Here is a 17,316-nt window from a genome sequence, read left to right as displayed (position 1 = left end):
ATTCAAAAGCTTGTATTCATGTACCAAACATGAAATTTACAGAATAGGTTTGCAACAAACAATACTTTTTTTTGAACTTGCAGTTATAATTATTCATAAGTTATAAATAAAGCATAAATGTTCTCTGGTGCTTAAATTTGGAGGTATAAACATACCCGAACAATTATGCTCAGCTTTGCAGGAATTACCATCCAAAAACCAACCTTGCAACACCTATATCCTCAATAACTTAAATGTTATTCTATTTTTTAAATGGTTAACCTAAACTTTATATTGCTAATGGCTTAGTACTTAAAACCATTAATTCCAACCACCCCCCAACGACCTGTACAAACCAACAACCGCATTCAATTGTTCGGTTTTAATTGTGGTTAACTCCAATTCACTCTGCAATAAATTACCTTGAGCTGTAATTACTTCTAAATAGTTTGCCATGCCGCTTTTGAATAATAAGCTCGCATTTTTAGAGGCTTGCTGTAAAGTATTTGCTCTCTTTTCAGCAATGCTATATTGAGTTTTTAATTTTTCTACTTTTGTTAACTCATCAGAAACCTCGCCTACTGCATTAATTACAGATTGACGAAACTGTATAACCGTTTTCTCTCGGTCGATTGTAGCCAACGCCAAATTAGATTTTAGCTGACCTCTTTGAAAAATAGGCTGGGTAATTCCTCCTGAAACCAAACCAAATAAAGATGCCGGCATGCTAAACCAATTGCTGGCTTTAAACGAATTTACACCCCCACTTGCGGTAATAATTAGCGATGGGTATAAACTTGCTTTCGCTACGCCGACTTTTGCATTTGCTACATTAAGCGCCAATTCGGCAGATTTAATATCCGGTCTGCGACTTAACAATGCGGATGGAAAACCAGCATTCAAATCCTGTGGGATAACCATTTTATCTAATCGGCTATTGCGATTAATCGATTGAGGTAAAGTACCTATTAAAACACTCAAAGCATTTTCTTGCAAGGTTACATTCTGCTCCAAACGAGGAATCAATTGCGCCGCATTTAATTGCTGTGCTTCCGCCTGCTGAATCGCCAGTGAAGTAACCTGACCAGCATCAAACTGCAAATTAATAATCCTAAGTGTACTATCGTTCAGTTTTAAGTTTTTCTTAGCAATTTCCAATTGTGCATCAAGCATCAACAAATTATAATAACCTTGAGCAACATTAGATACCAAACGGGTTTGAACCGCTTTTCGAGCCTCTTCGGTTTGCAAAAAACTGGCTAAAGCGCCAGCTTTTTGACTGCGGATTTTACCCCAAATATCGGCCTCCCAAAATACACCAAGATTGGCAGTGTAATCCTCAATATGAGTAGAACCTGTAAATGAATTCAAGCTCAATCCATTTAAACTGTTATCAGATGGGCGACTTGAACTTGCCGCAACTTGCAACTTTAATTCAGGTAAATAACCCAATTTAGATTGTTTAAATAACACTTCTGCCGCGTCGATATTTTTCAATGCAATTTGCATATCGTAATTTTTCAGCAACGCGGTATCAATTAAATTCTGAACCGTAAGGTCGTTAATAAAGTTTTTCAATGGCAAATCGCCAACGCTTGAAGAATCTTTAGGAATTGTATTTCTGAACATTTTAGGCGCCAAACTTTGAGGTAAGCCCAAATCTTTAGAAACTGAACATCCGCTCCAGATTAAAGCTACGAGTAGGATGGTAAAAATATTAAACCGTTTCATAAACTACATGATTTACAGGCTCTTCATGATAATGAACAACCTCTTGTGATTTTTTTGATATTTTTTCTTGTATAGATTGAAAGATGATAAAGAGTATCGGAATGATGAACAAACCTAAAATTACGCCTGAAACCATACCTCCGGCAGCACCGATACTAATCGAGTGATTACCTTGAGCCGATGGACCTGTTGCCCCCATCATCGGAATTAAACCAACAATAAATGCTAATGAAGTCATGATAATTGGACGTAACCTCGATTTTGCAGCCTCCAAAGCAGATGAAACCAATGGTTGCCCGGCTCTTCTCCGCTGCACCGCGAACTCTACAATTAGAATCGCGTTTTTAGCGAGTAAACCGATAAGCATAATTAGCGCAACTTGTACATAAATATTATTCTCAATTCCCGTTAAACCAATAGCTACAAATACACCAAATATTCCGGCTGGGATGGATAAAATTACCGCTAATGGTAAAATATAACTTTCGTATTGAGCAGATAGTAAGAAGTAGATAAATACTAAACACAGTAAAAATATCACAGTCGATTGTCCTCCTGAAGAAATCTCTTCGCGTGTTTGTCCTGAAAATTCATAGCTATAACCTGCTGGCAACTGTTTTTCAGCAACTTCTTCTATCGCTTTAATCGCATCACCCGAACTAAATCCTGGTTTTGGAATCGCATTAATGGAAATTGAATTGAATAGGTTATACCTGGAAGCCGTTTCCGAACCATAAATACGGGTCAGTTTTACCAAGGTATTCAGCGGAACCATTTCTCCTCTATTGCTTTTAACAAACACCCGGTCGATTGAAGAGGGGTCTGCCCTATCCTGAACATCAGCCTGAACAACCACACGGTAATATTTACCAAAGCGATTGAAATCTGATGCCTGTGCAGAACCAAAATAAGTCTGCATCGTTTGCAAAATGTCTTTCACGTTCACACCCAATTGGTCGGCTTTTTCATCGTTGATATCCAATTGCAATTGTGGATAATCAGCCTTGAAACTGGTAAAAGCTACTGCAATTTCCGGGCGTTTCATCAGCTCGCCAATAAATTGCTGAGAAATGCCACTAAACTTATCCAGCTTACCACCTGTTTTATCCTGCAACACCATATCCAAAGCTTCTACATTACTGAAACCTGGTACCGTTGGGAAACTAAATACAAAGAAACTACCGCCAGAAATTGCACCCAATTTGCCACGAACCTGATTCATAATTTCCTCGATATTCTTTACTTTTCCACGATCTTCATTTGGCTTAAGCAATACGAAAACTACTGCCGATGATGGACTGGTAGAGTTGGTTAAAAGGTTGAAACCCGAAACCGCGGTTACATCTCGTGAAGCATCAAGCTTACTCAAAACGTCTTCCGCTTGAGTCATTACTTTCTGCGTTCCATCCAATGATGTTCCCGATGGCGTATTCACTGCAATTGCGATAAAGCCTTGGTCTTCCGTTGGGATAAATCCCGCTGGAGTAGTTTTAACCATCAATACTGTAACCAAGGTGATTAATACCAGACCACCCATACTCAACCATTTATGGCGTACCAAGAACTTCAAGCCACCAACATAACGATTGGTTAAAGCGCTGAAACTGTGGTTAAATCCATTGAAAAACCTTTGCTTAAAGTTTGGTTTCTCCTCAGGTTTTTCACCATGAACTAAATGATTGTCTTTTAAAAATAAAGCGGCTAAAGCCGGACTTAAAGTCAAGGCATTAACTGCTGAAATAACAATCGCAATGGCCATAGTAAAAGCAAACTGGCGGTAGAAAACCCCTGTTGAACCCTCCATAAAACCAACTGGTAGAAAAACCGCAGCCATAACCAAAGTGATGGAAATAATTGCTCCGGTAATTTCGTGCATGGCCTCATGCGTTGCGGCTTTTGGAGCTAAGTGCTTGTGCTCCATCTTTGCATGCACCGCCTCGACGACCACAATCGCATCATCCACCACAATACCTATCGCCAGAATTAAAGCGAATAAGGTTAATAAATTAATAGAGAATCCGAACAATTGCATAAAAAAGAACGTCCCCAATATCGCTACAGGCACTGCGATTGCCGGAATTAATGTCGACCTGAAATCTTGCAAGAATAAAAATACTACGATGAAAACCAGGATAAAGGCCTCTACCAAAGTATGCTCAACTTGTTCAATAGATTGGTCTAAAGAAACTTTTGTACTATAGAAAATATTCTTTTTAATGCCCGCCGGAAAACTCTTTTCCGATTTTTCCATCAGCTTATTAATCGCCACCTGAATATCGTTAGAATTGGAGCCGGCCAATTGAATAATGCCAATAACAATTCCTTTTTTACCGTTTAAACGGGTAATACTGTTGTAAGAATAAGCACCCAATTCAATTCTTGCAACATCTTTTAGGTGCAAAATTGAACCATCGGCATTGGCACGTATAGCAATATTTTCATACTCCTCGGGTTTTGTTAATTTACCTTTGTATTTAATTACGTATTCGAAAACTTCTTTACTTTTCTCACCAAATTTACCGGGAGCAGCCTCTAAACTTTTATCCTGAATGGCTTTCATGATTTCATTCGGCGTAACCTGATAAGTGGCCATTTGTGTTGGATTTAACCACACACGCATCGAATAATCTTTTACCCCACCAAATATAGCTGCAGAACCTACTCCTGGAATACGTTTGATTTCGGGAATAATGTTGATTTGCGCATAGTTGGCCACAAAAGTCTGGTCGTATTTGGCCTCATCTTCCGTGTATAAACCAATCGCCATAATGAAACTGTTCTGTTGTTTCGCAGTGGTTACCCCTTGCTGAACAACTTCTGCAGGTAATTGACTTGTTGCTTGTGCCACGCGATTTTGAACGTTAACCGCAGCCTGGTCGGCATTTGTGCCTAATTTAAAGAACACTGTTATCGCTAATGAGCCATCGTTGCTAGCCGTAGAACTCATGTAAGTCATGTTTTCCACACCATTTATCGATTCTTCAAGGGATGGTGCCACCGAACGTAAAACCGTTTCGGCATTCGCTCCAGGGTAAACTGCTGTAACCAAAACTGATGGCGGTGCAATATCGGGGAACTGTTGTAAAGGCAATTTCGTCAGACCGAGTACACCCAATATCACCAATAAAATGGAGATAACAGTTGCCAGTACAGGCCTTTGTATAAATATCTTGAACATTTTTTATCTTTTTATTTTAGCCCTACCCCAACCCTCACCATATGAGAGGGAGCGCAGAACGCATAACCTATTACTTAATTTTATTTTTCTTTTAACTTCAAGCTTTCAACTCACTAGTCTTTATACTTCAAGCTTTAGTCTTTCAGCTTTACACTTTGACCTTTCAGCTTTAGTCTTTAAGCTTTAGTCTCTACCCAGACTTCGGACCCCGGACTACCAACTGAAAACTCCCAACTCCCAACTATTTCAACTTCAAACTCGCTGCTTTATCTGTCGATTTTTCAGGCGTAATTACCTGCCCCTCCTGTAAACGGTCTAAGCCACTTAACACAATTTGGTCACCTGATTTTACACCATCTTTAACCAGATAATTATTACCACTTTTGCCAATAATTGTGATAGGCATTTTAGTAACCTTATTGCCTTTATTTAGTGCAAAAACGAACACTTTATCCTGCATCTCAACCGTAGCGGACTGCGGAATTAAAATCGCATCATCATGCTTTAAGCCTAAACGAAGTTTGCCTGTATTGCCTGAACGTAGTGTTCCGCTGGTATTAGGAAAACTTGCCCTGAGTGTAATTGCACCTGTATTTTTATCAAACTGACCATCAATCATATCTATTTTTCCTTTAATCGGATAGATGGAATTATCAGCCAAAACCAATTCAACCGCAGGAAGATGTTTAATTCTATCGGCAGGTGTTTTACCTGGATAATTTGCATTAAAACTATTAAAATCATTTTCAGCCAAAGCGAAGTAAACATGCACCTCGTGGATATCTGATAGTTGGGTTAAAGGAATTTGGTCAGTCGGTGAAACTAAACTTCCTTGTTTCTTCGGAATACGGCCGATATAGCCACTTACGGTTGCCTTAACACTAGTATAACCCAAGTTAATCTGAGCTGATGCCACACTTGCTTTTGCCTGCTCCGAATTGGCTTGTGCAATTTTGTAAGCTGTTTTAGCAGTCTTTAATTGAAACTCAGAAACAACCTTGTTTTGAACCAGTGGTGTTAACTTATCAACCTCTAATTGTGCATTTGAAATTGCAGCTTCACTAGCATGCAAGCTCGCTTTTGCATTGTTCAAAGCCTCACGGTAAGGGTTTTCATTAATTTTGAAAAGCGTTTGCCCCGCTGATACATAAGCTCCCTCATCAACCAAAACACTTTGCAAATAACCGCTAACCTGCGGACGAACATCAATATCAACCGCACCTTGAATTGATGCAGGATATTCGATAAATGTAGTTTCACTGCTTTCGTTAACTAAACTTACAGGTAAAACTGGCGGTGGTGGAGCGGCAGCACTTTGATCTGGAGATGATTTGCAGCTAACCAAAATAATAGATAATGTAGCAATAATTAACAGTGACTTAACTTGGTTAAACTGTTTAACACTGTTAAGTAAAATAAACAAACGATGGATAGCATTCATATGATTAATAATTATAATGGATTTATAGTGAATAAATAATCTAACAGCGTTAAGCTGTCGGACAAAAAAAAGTTAATTGTTTATTGATAGTGTGATGCCTTTAATGGCATCTTTTAAAATTTGTTGATTCAATTCGTCAGTTGTTCTTCCATTCGGGCGAACCAAATTGATTGAAATTAAACCATGTATTATAGACCAATAAGTATAATATTTCATGCAAATATCATCTTCAGAAACTGGTTTTTTCTTGAATAAAGATTCGATTACATCACCTAACATCGAACCAACATTTTCAGCTTCGGGCATTGCACTTTTAACATTGCAACAAACCATGTCTACACCATACATCAGCTGATAAAATTCTTTGTTGGCAAAAGCGAAATTCCAATAAGCAACCCACATGGCCTCCATTTTATCTTCAGCCGATTCATGTTTATCTCTGGCTTCACAAATATCCTTTGCTAAAATAAGGTAACCTCTTCTTGTTAATTCGAGTAAAATCCCCTCTTTATTAGAAAAGTATTCGTAAATAATTGGTGCGGTGTATTCAATCTGGTCTGCAATTTTACGCATGCTTAATGCCTGCCAACCCTCAGTTTGAACAATGTTCAAGGCAGCATCCAGAATGTTTGTTCTGGTTTCATCTTTTAAACGTAGAATTCTTTCTTTGCTTCCCATAACCGGAATTATTAAGTGTAAATAATCTAACACCGTTAAGCAAATGTAGAACCATTTCAGAAATTGACAATCATTGAATTGTCAAATGAAATTTGGAGGCCGTAAAAGCTTGTTTAAAGCTGTTTAAAGTTATTTTACTTTAGTGAATTATTTTTATTGATTTTATCTTTTTTAAAAAATTAATGCCATTCCGAAATTTTATTTTTTTTGAAAGCAGTGGTAGTAGCTTTTCTGATACACCTGCCCCGCCCTTTAATACAAATCCGCTCCCGAGAAAATTGGGATGCGTGTTTTCCATTTCGGTCGGGTTTAGAGAACTTGGGTAATTACAAGGTACAAATAAACCAGCCCCGTCTTCTGGTGAAACCCTTCTTCTGGTGAAAATTAATAATAAACGTCTCTCACAAATTACGCAGATAAAACAGATTAAATCTGCGAAATTAGCACAATCCGCGGGAGGACTTTTAACCTAAATAATCCTAAAGCAAAAAGTCGTAGCGAGATGCTACGACCAATATGTTATACAAAGTAATTCTGCTATTTTAAACTTGGTGTGTTTTATGAAAAACTTTGCTCGCTTAGCGGTTGGATGCCTAAGATTTGAACTTCTTCATAAAATCACTTACACTTTCTTCAATATTTCCATTCTCAATTGCTTTAACAAAGGCAGTTCCAATAATTGCTCCATTCGCATAAACACAAGCCTTATCAAAAGTTTGTTTATCACTAATCCCGAAACCAATCATGGTTGGGTTTTTCAGGTTCATATTCTTGATTCTGCCGAAGTAAGTTTCTGTGGTATTGCCAACCTCAAGGCTTTTGCCTGTTGTTGCAGAAGAAGAAAGTAGATAAATAAATCCATTGGTCAATCCATCAATCTTATGAATGCGTTCATCGGCTGTTTGAGGTGTAATCAAAAATACGTTGCTTAAATTGTGTTCCTCGAAGTAACCTTTATAAAATTCTTCATATTCAACCATTGGTAAATCGGGAACGATACAACCATCAACGCCTACTTCAGCACAGGCTTTACAGAAATTCTCTACACCAAACTGCAAAACAGGATTCACATAGCCCATCAATAAAACAGGAATCCTAATGTTTTTGCGTAGTTCTTTTAGCTGCTCAAAAAGCAGGTTTAATGTCATGCCCTGATCTAAAGATTGTTTGCTGCTGGCCTGAATAACCGGACCATCGGCCACAGGGTCTGAATACGGGAAACCAATTTCCAGCATATCTGCTCCTGATTTTTCCAGTGCTTCAGCAATTTTAATGGTATCGTCGGTATTTGGGTAACCAGCCGTATAGTAAATCGATAATATATTTTTCTTCTCCAGGAAGAGTTGTTTGATTCTGTTCATATACCCTAACCCCTAAAGGGGCTTTATTAAGTGTAAAAAAATTACCGCAAAAGTCCCCATTAAGGGATTTAGGGGTTATAAATTAAAATGTTTAATGTATGTATCTAAATCCTTATCCCCTCGCCCTGATAAGCAAATTACCACATTTTCTCCACCTTTAAATTCCATTTTTTCTAAGTAAGCTATAGCATGTGCTGTTTCAATTGCGGGAATAATTCCCTCCAACTGGGTGAGTAATAATCCTGCATCTAAACTTTCTTCATCGGTAATGGAAACGTATTGTCCACGGCCAGTTTTAAACAAATGTGCGTGTTGCGGACCAATACCTGGGTAATCCAATCCAGCAGAAACTGAATGTGGTTCTACAACTTGCCCATCTGGTGTTTGCATTAAAATACTTCTGCTGCCATGCAGCACACCCTCTTTACCAAGAAACGTGGTTGCGGCAGAAAACCCACTCGATACACCTTTCCCAGCCGCTTCAACGGCAATCAGTTTAACGTTTTCATCATCCATGAAATGATAAAACATCCCCATTGCATTACTTCCACCACCTACACAAGCTAAAACATAATCGGGTTGGTCGCTTCCTGTTTGTTCTAAAAGTTGCTTCTTGGTTTCATCTGAAATTATGGATTGAAAAATTGCCACCATATCGGGATAAGGATGTGGACCTACCACCGAACCGATAATGTAGTGCGTATCAACAGGATTATTAATCCAGTCACGCATGGCCTCGTTCGTTGCATCTTTTAAAGTTTTACTTCCTGAGCTTGCGGGAACCACCTTTGCACCTAACATTTTCATACGGGCAACGTTTGGTGCCTGGCGCTCGATATCAACCTCTCCCATGTAAATTACGCATTCAAGATTACGCAAAGCACAAACGGTAGCGGTTGCAACACCATGCTGACCAGCACCTGTCTCAGCGATAATTCTTTTTTTACCAAGCTTTTCGGCAAGGAGAATTTGTCCGATGGTGTTGTTAATTTTATGCGCCCCGGTATGGTTTAAATCTTCTCTTTTCAGGAAAATGTTTGCACCATACCTTTCTGACAATCTTTTTGCCAAATACAACGGCGACGGGCGACCAACATAATCTTTCATTAATTGATGAAATTCTTTCTGAAAATCGGCATCATCAATAATTTTCAAATAGTTTTGACGCAATTCCTCTACGTTTGGGTAAAGCATCTCCGGGATGTATGCACCTCCAAAATCTCCGTAATATCCTTTTTCGTTTACTTTGTATTTCATAATATTTTTTATCAATTCGTCGGTTGAAACCGACGGTAATGAATTTTATTATATTACCCATGATTAAAATCATGGGCTATTTTTTATATTGTGCTTTTCAATCCAATTAAGCCTTACCACTTCATCTCCGTTGTAGTTCAATCCGGCCTAACAAATTTTTCGGGATAGCTTGTCCAAGCCAAACCACTAACTTCAATAGAAAAATTTTCAGCCGGCAATTTTTATTTCTTTTTGTTGTTAAAAAGAAAAAAGCCCGTCCGGCCAGGACAAAAATTTCCGTTGTTCAATCGAAAGGAAAGGAGCGTAATCCCACAACTACCCACCTAGCTTAGCTACAAATTCCTTAATCTTCTCCACATCCTTAACTCCAGGCTCAACTTCAAAACGGCTGTTAACATCTAACGCATACAACCTTGAGTCTTCAATATTTGATATCAAAGTTGCATGTTTTAAATCAATTCCGCCGCTCAAAAAGTAAGGCTTATCAAGTTTATAATTAATTAAAATCTTCCAATCGAAAATTTTCCCTGAACCGCCATGTGCTTTTGTTTTAGTATCAAACAAAAAGTAATCAACTACATTAATGTAAGAATTCAATGCTGTGAAATCAAAATCTTCATCTATACCAAAAGCTTTAATTACTTCTAAACCAACAAATGCTGATTTCAAATCATTACAATATTCTGGTGATTCATTACCATGTAATTGAACAGCTTTTAGTTGATATAGATTTACTTTTTTTTTAACAATATCTAAATCTTCATCAACAAAAACGCCTACTGTTTTAATTTCTGATGGAATGTATTTAATTAATTCGGCAGAGACATCGCTGATAAACCTTGGCGATTTCTCGTAAAAAATGAAACCCAAATAATCAGGTGCCAAACCGGCAATCGCTGCAATATTTGCTGCGAACTTCATTCCACAAACTTTTAGCTTTAATTCACCCATCAGGCTACTAATTTTTTAAAACTTTCTAAAGCTTTTTTGCTCATTAAAGATTCTTCAGCCTCGTAAAAGCAATCTGCAAAACTTGCCGTTGGTTTAATGGTTTTAATGGCTAAGGCAGAGTTGCAAAGCACCACATTATTCTGTACGTCGGTAGCCTCTCCATTTAGCACATTCATAAATATCTTTGCTGATGATTCAACCGTATCACCTCCTTTAATATCTTGGAAAGAAACCTTTTGAAAACCCATATCATTTAAGGTTAAAATACTCTCTCCTTTGTTATTAAAAGTTTTCACATCGCAGGTAAGTGAGATTTCATCATACCCCTCAAGCGCATGAACAATGGTATAATTTTTAGTCGTATCCTGATATAAATAATTATACAAACGAGCCAGTTCTAAACTAAATACACCTACCATTTGATATTTCGGTTGAGATGGATTAACCATTGGCCCCAACATATTAAAAAAAGTTTTTATTCCTAAATCTTTACGAATGGGTGCCACAATCTTCATAGCGGGATTAAACAAAGGTGCATGTAAAAAGCAAATTCCTGCAGTATCAAGATTACTTTTCAAAATATTCTGGTCGTTAGTGAAATTATAACCCAGATATTCCATTACATTGGATGAACCACAACCTGAAGAAACCCCGTAATTACCATGTTTTGCTACTTTATAACCAGCACCCGCAACCACAAAAGATGAGAGCGTTGATATATTAAAAGTGTCTTTTCCATCGCCACCTGTTCCGCAAAGGTCAATTAACTCATAATCAGAAAAATCAGTTTTAATGCCTAAATCCAACATCGCATCGCGGAAACCTTGTAACTCATCAACCGTAATGTTGCGCATTGCGTAAGCGGTAATAAATGCGGCAATCTGTGAAGAATTAAATTCGCCTTGCGTTATGGAAATCAGGATGTTTTTGGCCTCTTCCCTACTAAAACTCTTATTTTCAAATAAATGGTTTAATATTCTTTTCATATTCTCTTTTGTTTTAACCACAGTTATGCATAGATTTTTTCCGTGCTTATTATTTATCTGTGTTCATCCTTTCCATCTGTGGCTAATAATTTGCTTGATGTTAAAAAAGTGCAATAAAAAAAGGACTGCTTTTTGGGCAATCCTTTCAATGTGTTTAAATATTTATAAGATATATAACAATAGAATTTGCCTAACGAACTTCGTTATGCCACCACCAATTGTTATTTAAGTTTTTAATTATCATGTTTGTATAGAACAAATATTGATATACTTTTTTAAAATTCCAAAATCTTTGTAAAATATATGGCTTTCTTTAAAAGAAAAGTACAGTTTAATGATGATTTGGGTTTCGGCTCTGCTCCCGTTCTCAAAAATCAGCGTGTTCTAAATACCGACGGCACACCAAATATTGAACGCACTGGCTTACCGTGGTTTAAATTTGATGATACTTATACCCGATTGGTAACCATGAGTTGGCCAAGGTTTTTCCTGATTATTTTAACTGCCTATCTCATTGTAAATACGCTTTTTGCAGTTGCTTACAATGCAGTTGGAATCGAAAATTTAAATGGAGCAAAAGGTACAACCCTACGAGACCAGTTTTTCGATGCATTTTTCTTTTCTGCGCAAACCATTTCTACCGTTGGTTACGGACACATTTCGCCCCAAGGTTTTGTAACTAGTATTTTGGCTGCTTTCGAGAGTATGCTCGGTTTACTGGCTTTTGCTTTGGCAACAGGATTACTCTATGGCCGTTTCAGCCGCCCAACTTCTAAAGTTTCATTCAGTAAAAAAATGGTTATAGCACCTTATCAAAACGACAAAGGATTAATGTTTCGGTTAGTTAACATGAGGCGAAATTCGCTTATTGATGTTGAGGTTCAAATGGTTATGAGTTTTAATGAAAATGTTAATGGCAAATTGAAAAGAAGCTTTTATCCTTTGGAACTAGAGCGCAGTAAAATTAGTGTGCTTTCGCTAAACTGGACATTGGTTCATCCAATTAATGAAGATAGCCCCATCTTTGATAAAACTTTAGATGAATTGAAAGTAGCAGAGGTTGAATTCTTTGTGATTTTGAAAGCATTTGATGATACATTTGCACAAACCATTCATACCCGAACAAGCTACCAGGATGAAGATATTGAACTTGATGCGAAGTTCAAAATTATGCATTATCACAATGATGAAGGAAAAACAGTATTGGATTATAGTTTATTTGATAAAACTGAAAAGATACTTGTTGATTAGTTTTATCTTCCAGAGTTGATAAATTCCCTTAATTCACTATTAATTTTTTAAGGCTTAAAAATGAATCATTTTGAATGCTGAAAAGCCCGGTATTAAGATTATTTGGAAGTTTGTAATGACGAGTTAAGGAGTATAAACTCCACAATATCTTTATATAAATCATTCCCGCCTAAGATCATCTGGCTAATCATTGGTACATGACTTTTACCTTTAATTTCTTTAATTTCAACAGCAACATTGTTAGCTTTTAACTTTTCGCGCAATCTTGGTGTTTGCAATTTTATAGCCCCATAAGTTTTACTTCCATAAAATAGTAAATGTGGATTTTTAATATTGTTTACATAATCCAATGGCGATGCTGATTTCCAAACCGATGGTTTATCGGTAAAGGTTCTAAGAAAATCATAATAAAAATCATCTTTCTCCGCTGTGGTTAAATACTCATACAAATCCAATCCAAAAGGGTCGTTCAAAATCATTCCCTTAATCGGATTTTTAATTCCGGCATGCTTAAAATATTTTGGGTCGGCATTTATCAATTCACCTAAATGTGCACCAGCAGAATGCCCCATCACAAAAATTTTCTCCGGACTTGAATTGTAATCGGTAATATTGGCCTGAACCCATTTTACTGCCAAAGCGCAATCATCAGCCATTTTTTCGTATTGTGCATTAGGCGCCAAAGGATAATTAATAATTACAGTAACTATACCTTTCCTAGCAAAATTTCTTCCCAACCACCAATAAGTTTCCTTTTTCCCGCTACTCCATGAACCGCCGTGGATAAAAATTAGCACAGGTTTATCCTTTACGCCATCGTTTTTGTAGAAAATATTGAGCGTATTGCTTACTTCTGAATTGTTTGCGTAATTTATATTTTTTGCAGTTTTTACCTGCGCTGAAGATAGTATCGTTTGAAACAGGAGCATTACTAAAACTAGGTATTTTATCATATTTAAAATGGCTTATCCATTCAACAGTAAATAAACGAAATTGTTGGGATAATGGATTTATGATGGATAATGGAATATGGTAGATGGAAGATGGATGTAAAATTTATTATGGAAGATGGATGATGGGTCAAAATGCCGCCCTGACTTTCGATGAAACTTTCTCTTCCATTTCCCATCTTACATCTTCAATCCAACATCTTCCATTTTCCATCTTCCATCTCTCCATCTTACCTCTTTATCGGTGGATTTTTCTCTTTCTCGAACAAATCAAAAACCTTTTTATCAACAAAAGCAGGAAACAACTTATTCATCCAAACAGCTAATTTTCCTTGCCCCGTCATAATCAAAGTTCGTTTACGTTGCTCAATACCATCGGCAATAATACTCGCTACTTCTTCAGATGTCATCATTTTACCTTCTTCCATGCTCGTTTCACCATGAGCAACGCCATCTTTAGCCAATGCTGCAACACGAATATTTGAAGTGGTAAAACCAGGACAAGCCACTAAAACATTTACTCCGGTTTTCAAAAGTTCGGTTCTTAAAGATTCCATGAAGCCATTCATTGCAAATTTAGATGCCGAATATCCTGTTCTACCTGGCAGTCCACGGTAACCTGCAATAGACGAAATTCCGACTACTGTTCCTTTTGTTTTTAAAATCTCGGGCAAAGCATATTTGGTACAATAAACCGTTCCCCAAAAGTTAACATCCATCAGGTTTTTAAGTACCGATAAATCCAAATCGTTAAACAGAGCACGCATAGATAATCCGGCATTATTAACTAAAATATCTATTTTATTAAAGGAAACTAAAGTTTGTTTAATAATCGATTCGCAATCGGCTTCTACACTAACATCTGCCTGTACAGCAATTGCTCTTACATTATATCTTTTTTCTAAATCGGCTGTAATTTCGCAAAGGGTTACGTATTGACGAGCTGCTAAAACTAAATTAGCGCCACGTTTAGCAAATTCCTCAGCACATGCCTTTCCAATTCCGCTTGATGCGCCAGTGATGATGATAACTTTATTTTTTACGTTCATTTTTAAGTATCGAGTATTAAGTAGCAAGTATTAAGTATCAAGTAGCAAGTATTAAGTAGCAAGTATTAAGTAGCAAGTATCAAGTATCAAGACATATCGAATTTCTTAACCACTTTATTGTTTTTTTACAGTTAATATTAAGACTTTTGAAATTTCTAAATTTTAGGTCAGGTTTTAGCTACAGGTATTTTATATCCAATCTTCTGACTTCCGTTTTCTGACATCCGACTTATTATTTCATCATTGCCGTTTCGTATGGAACACGAGTGATAATCGAGCGACCTAATGTAATTTCGTCGGTATATTCCAGCTCTCCACCGAAAGCTATACCACGAGCGATGGTTGTTATCGGAACATTAAATTCTTTTAATCTTTTGTAAAGGTAAAATAGCGTTGTATCCCCTTCCATATTCGGGCTAAGTGCTAAAATAACTTCCTTAACATCACCTGCGGAAACTCTTAAAACCAAACCATCGATAAATAAATCTGCAGGACCAATTCCATCCATTGGCGAAATTAATCCACCTAAAACATGATAAACACCAAAATATTGAGAGGTATTTTCAATCGCCATTACATCTCTGGTATCTTCAACTACACAAATAGTTTCTTTATCTCGCTTATTCGAAGTACAAATTTCACAAATGGTATAATCTGAAATGTTATTGCAAATACTACAGTTTTTAATCTGTTGTTTAAGTTTAATTAGCGTATTTCCAAACTGATTAACCTCTTCCTGTTCGCTATTTAAAAGATGTAAAACTAACCTCAACGCCGTCTTTTGCCCAACACCTGGTAATTTCGAGAATTCGTTTACTGCATCTTCCAGCAGTTTGGATGAAAAATTCATATCACAAAAATATGAAATAGTTGTTTGGTTTTTTAGTGGTTTGGTTTTTTAGTTATTTTGTATCGGCACCAAAAAACTAACAATCTAACCAACGAAACAACTAATATTAATTTCTTACATTTAGCAGCTTAAAACAAAACTATGTCACCTACCATCCTCTTATGTTTTTTGATCGGATATTTTTTGCTTATGATTATTATTTCATTTGCTACATCCAAAAACTCATCAGATAATTCTACATTTTTTACAGCCAATAAAAACTCTAAATGGTATTTAGTTGCCTTCGGGATGATTGGAACGGCACTTTCTGGTGTTACATTTATTTCCGTTCCTGGAGAAGTCGGTGCTCCTGCTGGTAATCAGTTTCAATATTTTCAGTTCGTTTTGGGTAATGCAGTTGGTTTTATCATCATTGCAACGGTTTTATTGCCACTCTACTACCGGATGAATTTAACTTCGATATATAGCTATATAGAGCAACGACTCGGGCATTACAGTTACAAAACCGCAGCTTCAATATTTTTATTGAGTCGCACACTGGGTTCAGCAACAAGGCTGTATTTGGTTGTTATTGTTTTACAGCGTTTCATTTTCGATAATTATGGTGTGCCATTTTGGCTAACCGTGCTTATTTCTTTAGCGCTTATTTGGTCTTACACTTTTAAAGGAGGGTTAAAAACCATTATTATAACCGATACCTTGCAAACTTTTTTCCTTGTTTTATCAGTTTTCTTAACCATTTATTTCATCTGTAATAGCTTAAATTTTAATATCCCAGAAGCCTTTGAAACGGTAAAAAACAGCAGTTATTCTAAAATATTCTTTCTGGACGATTTCTTAACCAACAAGTTCTATTTTAGCAAACAGTTTATCGGTGGCATTTTTGTAACCATAGCGATGACGGGCTTAGACCAGGATTTAATGCAGAAAAACCTGAGCATGAAAACCATTAAAGAAGCTCAAAAAAACATGTTTACTTTTACGGGAGTGTTTGTAATTTTGAATGTTTTCTTTTTAAGTGTTGGTGCCTTATTATATATTTTCGCTGCCAAAAACGGTATCGAAATTCCGCTAGATCACATTACAGGAAAACCAAGAACCGATTTATTATTCCCAGAAATTGCCCTCAATAGTTTGGGTGCCTTACCGGCCATAATCTTTATGCTTGGATTAACTGCAGCAACTTTTGCCACTACAGATTCGGCTCTTACGGCATTAACAACATCATTCTGTGTAGACTTTTTAGGCATGGGTAAAGCTGAAAATGTTAACGCTAAAGATGCTGTAAAAAAACGCCATTTCGTACACATCGCTTTTTCACTTTTGATATTTCTAGTCATAATTGTTATCAATGCATTAAATAGTTCATCAGTAGTAAGTTTAATATTTACCATCGCATCCTATACCTACGGACCGCTTTTAGGGCTTTATAGTTTTGGATTGTTTGTAAAAAAACGCGGTTTACACGATAAATTAGTGCCAATAGTTTGCATTTTATCGCCTTTTTTATGTTACTTGCTTTCAACGTATTCAACTACTTTGTTAGGCGGTTATGTTTTTAGTGTTGAACTGATTTTGATAAACGGTTTAATCACATTTATCGGTTTGTTGTTCATCAGTAAAAAGACAGACAAACAAACAAAATTTTAATATT

At 36.7% G+C, this 17,316-nt stretch carries 13 protein-coding genes; 2 read left to right on the top strand and 11 right to left on the bottom strand.

What is annotated here, in order from left to right:
- Positions 1-300: 300 nt before the first annotated feature.
- The 8 genes from IEV50_RS08325 to trpD all read right to left on the bottom strand — a co-directional run bounded on the left by IEV50_RS08325 (position 301) and on the right by trpD (position 11,562).
- Positions 301-1,710: a TolC family protein gene (locus IEV50_RS08325; RefSeq protein ID WP_188412983.1), complete on the bottom strand. Its 1,410-nt coding sequence runs from the start codon at positions 1,708-1,710 to the stop codon at positions 301-303.
- A complete protein-coding gene (locus tag IEV50_RS08320) occupies positions 1,697-4,888 on the bottom strand; it encodes an efflux RND transporter permease subunit (RefSeq protein ID WP_188412982.1) in 3,192 nt (1,063 codons plus the stop codon). The genes IEV50_RS08325 and IEV50_RS08320 overlap by 14 nt, the downstream gene beginning before the upstream one ends.
- 241 nt (positions 4,889-5,129) lie before the next feature.
- Positions 5,130-6,329, bottom strand: a complete 1,200-nt coding sequence (locus IEV50_RS08315) for an efflux RND transporter periplasmic adaptor subunit (protein ID WP_188412979.1) — start codon at positions 6,327-6,329, stop codon at positions 5,130-5,132.
- Between the two features lie 72 nt (positions 6,330-6,401).
- Complete coding sequence (locus tag IEV50_RS08310) at positions 6,402-7,007, bottom strand: TetR/AcrR family transcriptional regulator (protein ID WP_188412977.1); 606 nt, start codon at positions 7,005-7,007, stop codon at positions 6,402-6,404.
- A 593-nt stretch (positions 7,008-7,600) separates the two neighbouring features.
- Positions 7,601-8,368 (bottom strand): tryptophan synthase subunit alpha, encoded by a 768-nt coding sequence (trpA, locus tag IEV50_RS08305; protein ID WP_188412975.1) that lies wholly within the window; start codon positions 8,366-8,368, stop codon positions 7,601-7,603.
- A gap of 75 nt (positions 8,369-8,443) precedes the next feature.
- Positions 8,444-9,625, bottom strand: a complete 1,182-nt coding sequence (gene trpB / locus IEV50_RS08300) for a tryptophan synthase subunit beta (RefSeq protein ID WP_188412973.1) — start codon at positions 9,623-9,625, stop codon at positions 8,444-8,446.
- Positions 9,626-9,940: 315 nt separating this feature from the next.
- The gene (locus IEV50_RS08295; RefSeq protein WP_229746674.1) at positions 9,941-10,546 is read right to left on the bottom strand and encodes a phosphoribosylanthranilate isomerase; all 606 of its coding nucleotides are present in this window, start codon (positions 10,544-10,546) and stop codon (positions 9,941-9,943) included.
- Between the two features lie 29 nt (positions 10,547-10,575).
- Positions 10,576-11,562 carry an anthranilate phosphoribosyltransferase gene (gene trpD / locus IEV50_RS08290; protein ID WP_188412969.1) on the bottom strand — a complete coding sequence of 329 codons (987 nt, stop codon included), beginning with the start codon at positions 11,560-11,562 and terminating at the stop codon, positions 10,576-10,578.
- Positions 11,563-11,865: 303 nt separating this feature from the next.
- On the opposite strand from trpD, the gene IEV50_RS08285 reads away from it, so the two are divergent.
- Positions 11,866-12,813 carry an ion channel gene (locus IEV50_RS08285; protein ID WP_188412967.1) on the top strand — a complete coding sequence of 316 codons (948 nt, stop codon included), beginning with the start codon at positions 11,866-11,868 and terminating at the stop codon, positions 12,811-12,813.
- 98 nt (positions 12,814-12,911) lie between these two features.
- Here IEV50_RS08285 and IEV50_RS08280 read toward each other — a convergent pair whose 3' ends face one another.
- The 3 genes from IEV50_RS08280 to recR all read right to left on the bottom strand — a co-directional run bounded on the left by IEV50_RS08280 (position 12,912) and on the right by recR (position 15,662).
- On the bottom strand, positions 12,912-13,766 hold the full coding sequence (locus tag IEV50_RS08280) for an alpha/beta hydrolase (RefSeq protein ID WP_188412965.1): 855 nt from the start codon (positions 13,764-13,766) through the stop codon (positions 12,912-12,914).
- 227 nt (positions 13,767-13,993) lie between these two features.
- Positions 13,994-14,812, bottom strand: coding sequence for an SDR family oxidoreductase (locus tag IEV50_RS08275; RefSeq protein WP_188412963.1), 819 nt, complete (start codon positions 14,810-14,812; stop codon positions 13,994-13,996).
- A 232-nt stretch (positions 14,813-15,044) separates the two neighbouring features.
- A complete protein-coding gene (gene recR / locus IEV50_RS08270) occupies positions 15,045-15,662 on the bottom strand; it encodes a recombination mediator RecR (RefSeq protein WP_188412961.1) in 618 nt (205 codons plus the stop codon).
- Between the two features lie 141 nt (positions 15,663-15,803).
- On the opposite strand from recR, the gene IEV50_RS08265 reads away from it, so the two are divergent.
- A complete protein-coding gene (locus tag IEV50_RS08265) occupies positions 15,804-17,312 on the top strand; it encodes a sodium:solute symporter (protein WP_188412959.1) in 1,509 nt (502 codons plus the stop codon).
- Positions 17,313-17,316 lie beyond the last annotated feature (4 nt).

Source organism: Pedobacter mendelii, assembly GCF_014635725.1.
Classification (GTDB): domain Bacteria; phylum Bacteroidota; class Bacteroidia; order Sphingobacteriales; family Sphingobacteriaceae; genus Pedobacter; species Pedobacter mendelii.
Note: the sequence above shows the minus strand (reverse complement) of the source record. Positions and strands in the feature narration are given on the sequence as shown.

Excerpts from the sequence above, each read along its gene's own strand:
- IEV50_RS08325 (WP_188412983.1), bottom strand. The coding sequence starts at position 1,710 with ATGAAACGGTTTAATATTTTTACCATCCTACTCGTAGCTTTAATCTGG.
- IEV50_RS08320 (WP_188412982.1), bottom strand. The coding sequence starts at position 4,888 with ATGTTCAAGATATTTATACAAAGGCCTGTACTGGCAACTGTTATCTCC.
- IEV50_RS08315 (WP_188412979.1), bottom strand. The coding sequence starts at position 6,329 with ATGAATGCTATCCATCGTTTGTTTATTTTACTTAACAGTGTTAAACAG.
- IEV50_RS08310 (WP_188412977.1), bottom strand. The coding sequence starts at position 7,007 with ATGGGAAGCAAAGAAAGAATTCTACGTTTAAAAGATGAAACCAGAACA.
- trpA (WP_188412975.1), bottom strand. The coding sequence starts at position 8,368 with ATGAACAGAATCAAACAACTCTTCCTGGAGAAGAAAAATATATTATCG.
- trpB (WP_188412973.1), bottom strand. The coding sequence starts at position 9,625 with ATGAAATACAAAGTAAACGAAAAAGGATATTACGGAGATTTTGGAGGT.
- IEV50_RS08295 (WP_229746674.1), bottom strand. The coding sequence starts at position 10,546 with ATGAAGTTCGCAGCAAATATTGCAGCGATTGCCGGTTTGGCACCTGAT.
- trpD (WP_188412969.1), bottom strand. The coding sequence starts at position 11,562 with ATGAAAAGAATATTAAACCATTTATTTGAAAATAAGAGTTTTAGTAGG.
- IEV50_RS08285 (WP_188412967.1), top strand. The coding sequence starts at position 11,866 with ATGGCTTTCTTTAAAAGAAAAGTACAGTTTAATGATGATTTGGGTTTC.
- IEV50_RS08280 (WP_188412965.1), bottom strand. The coding sequence starts at position 13,766 with ATGATAAAATACCTAGTTTTAGTAATGCTCCTGTTTCAAACGATACTA.
- IEV50_RS08275 (WP_188412963.1), bottom strand. The coding sequence starts at position 14,812 with ATGAACGTAAAAAATAAAGTTATCATCATCACTGGCGCATCAAGCGGA.
- recR (WP_188412961.1), bottom strand. The coding sequence starts at position 15,662 with ATGAATTTTTCATCCAAACTGCTGGAAGATGCAGTAAACGAATTCTCG.
- IEV50_RS08265 (WP_188412959.1), top strand. The coding sequence starts at position 15,804 with ATGTCACCTACCATCCTCTTATGTTTTTTGATCGGATATTTTTTGCTT.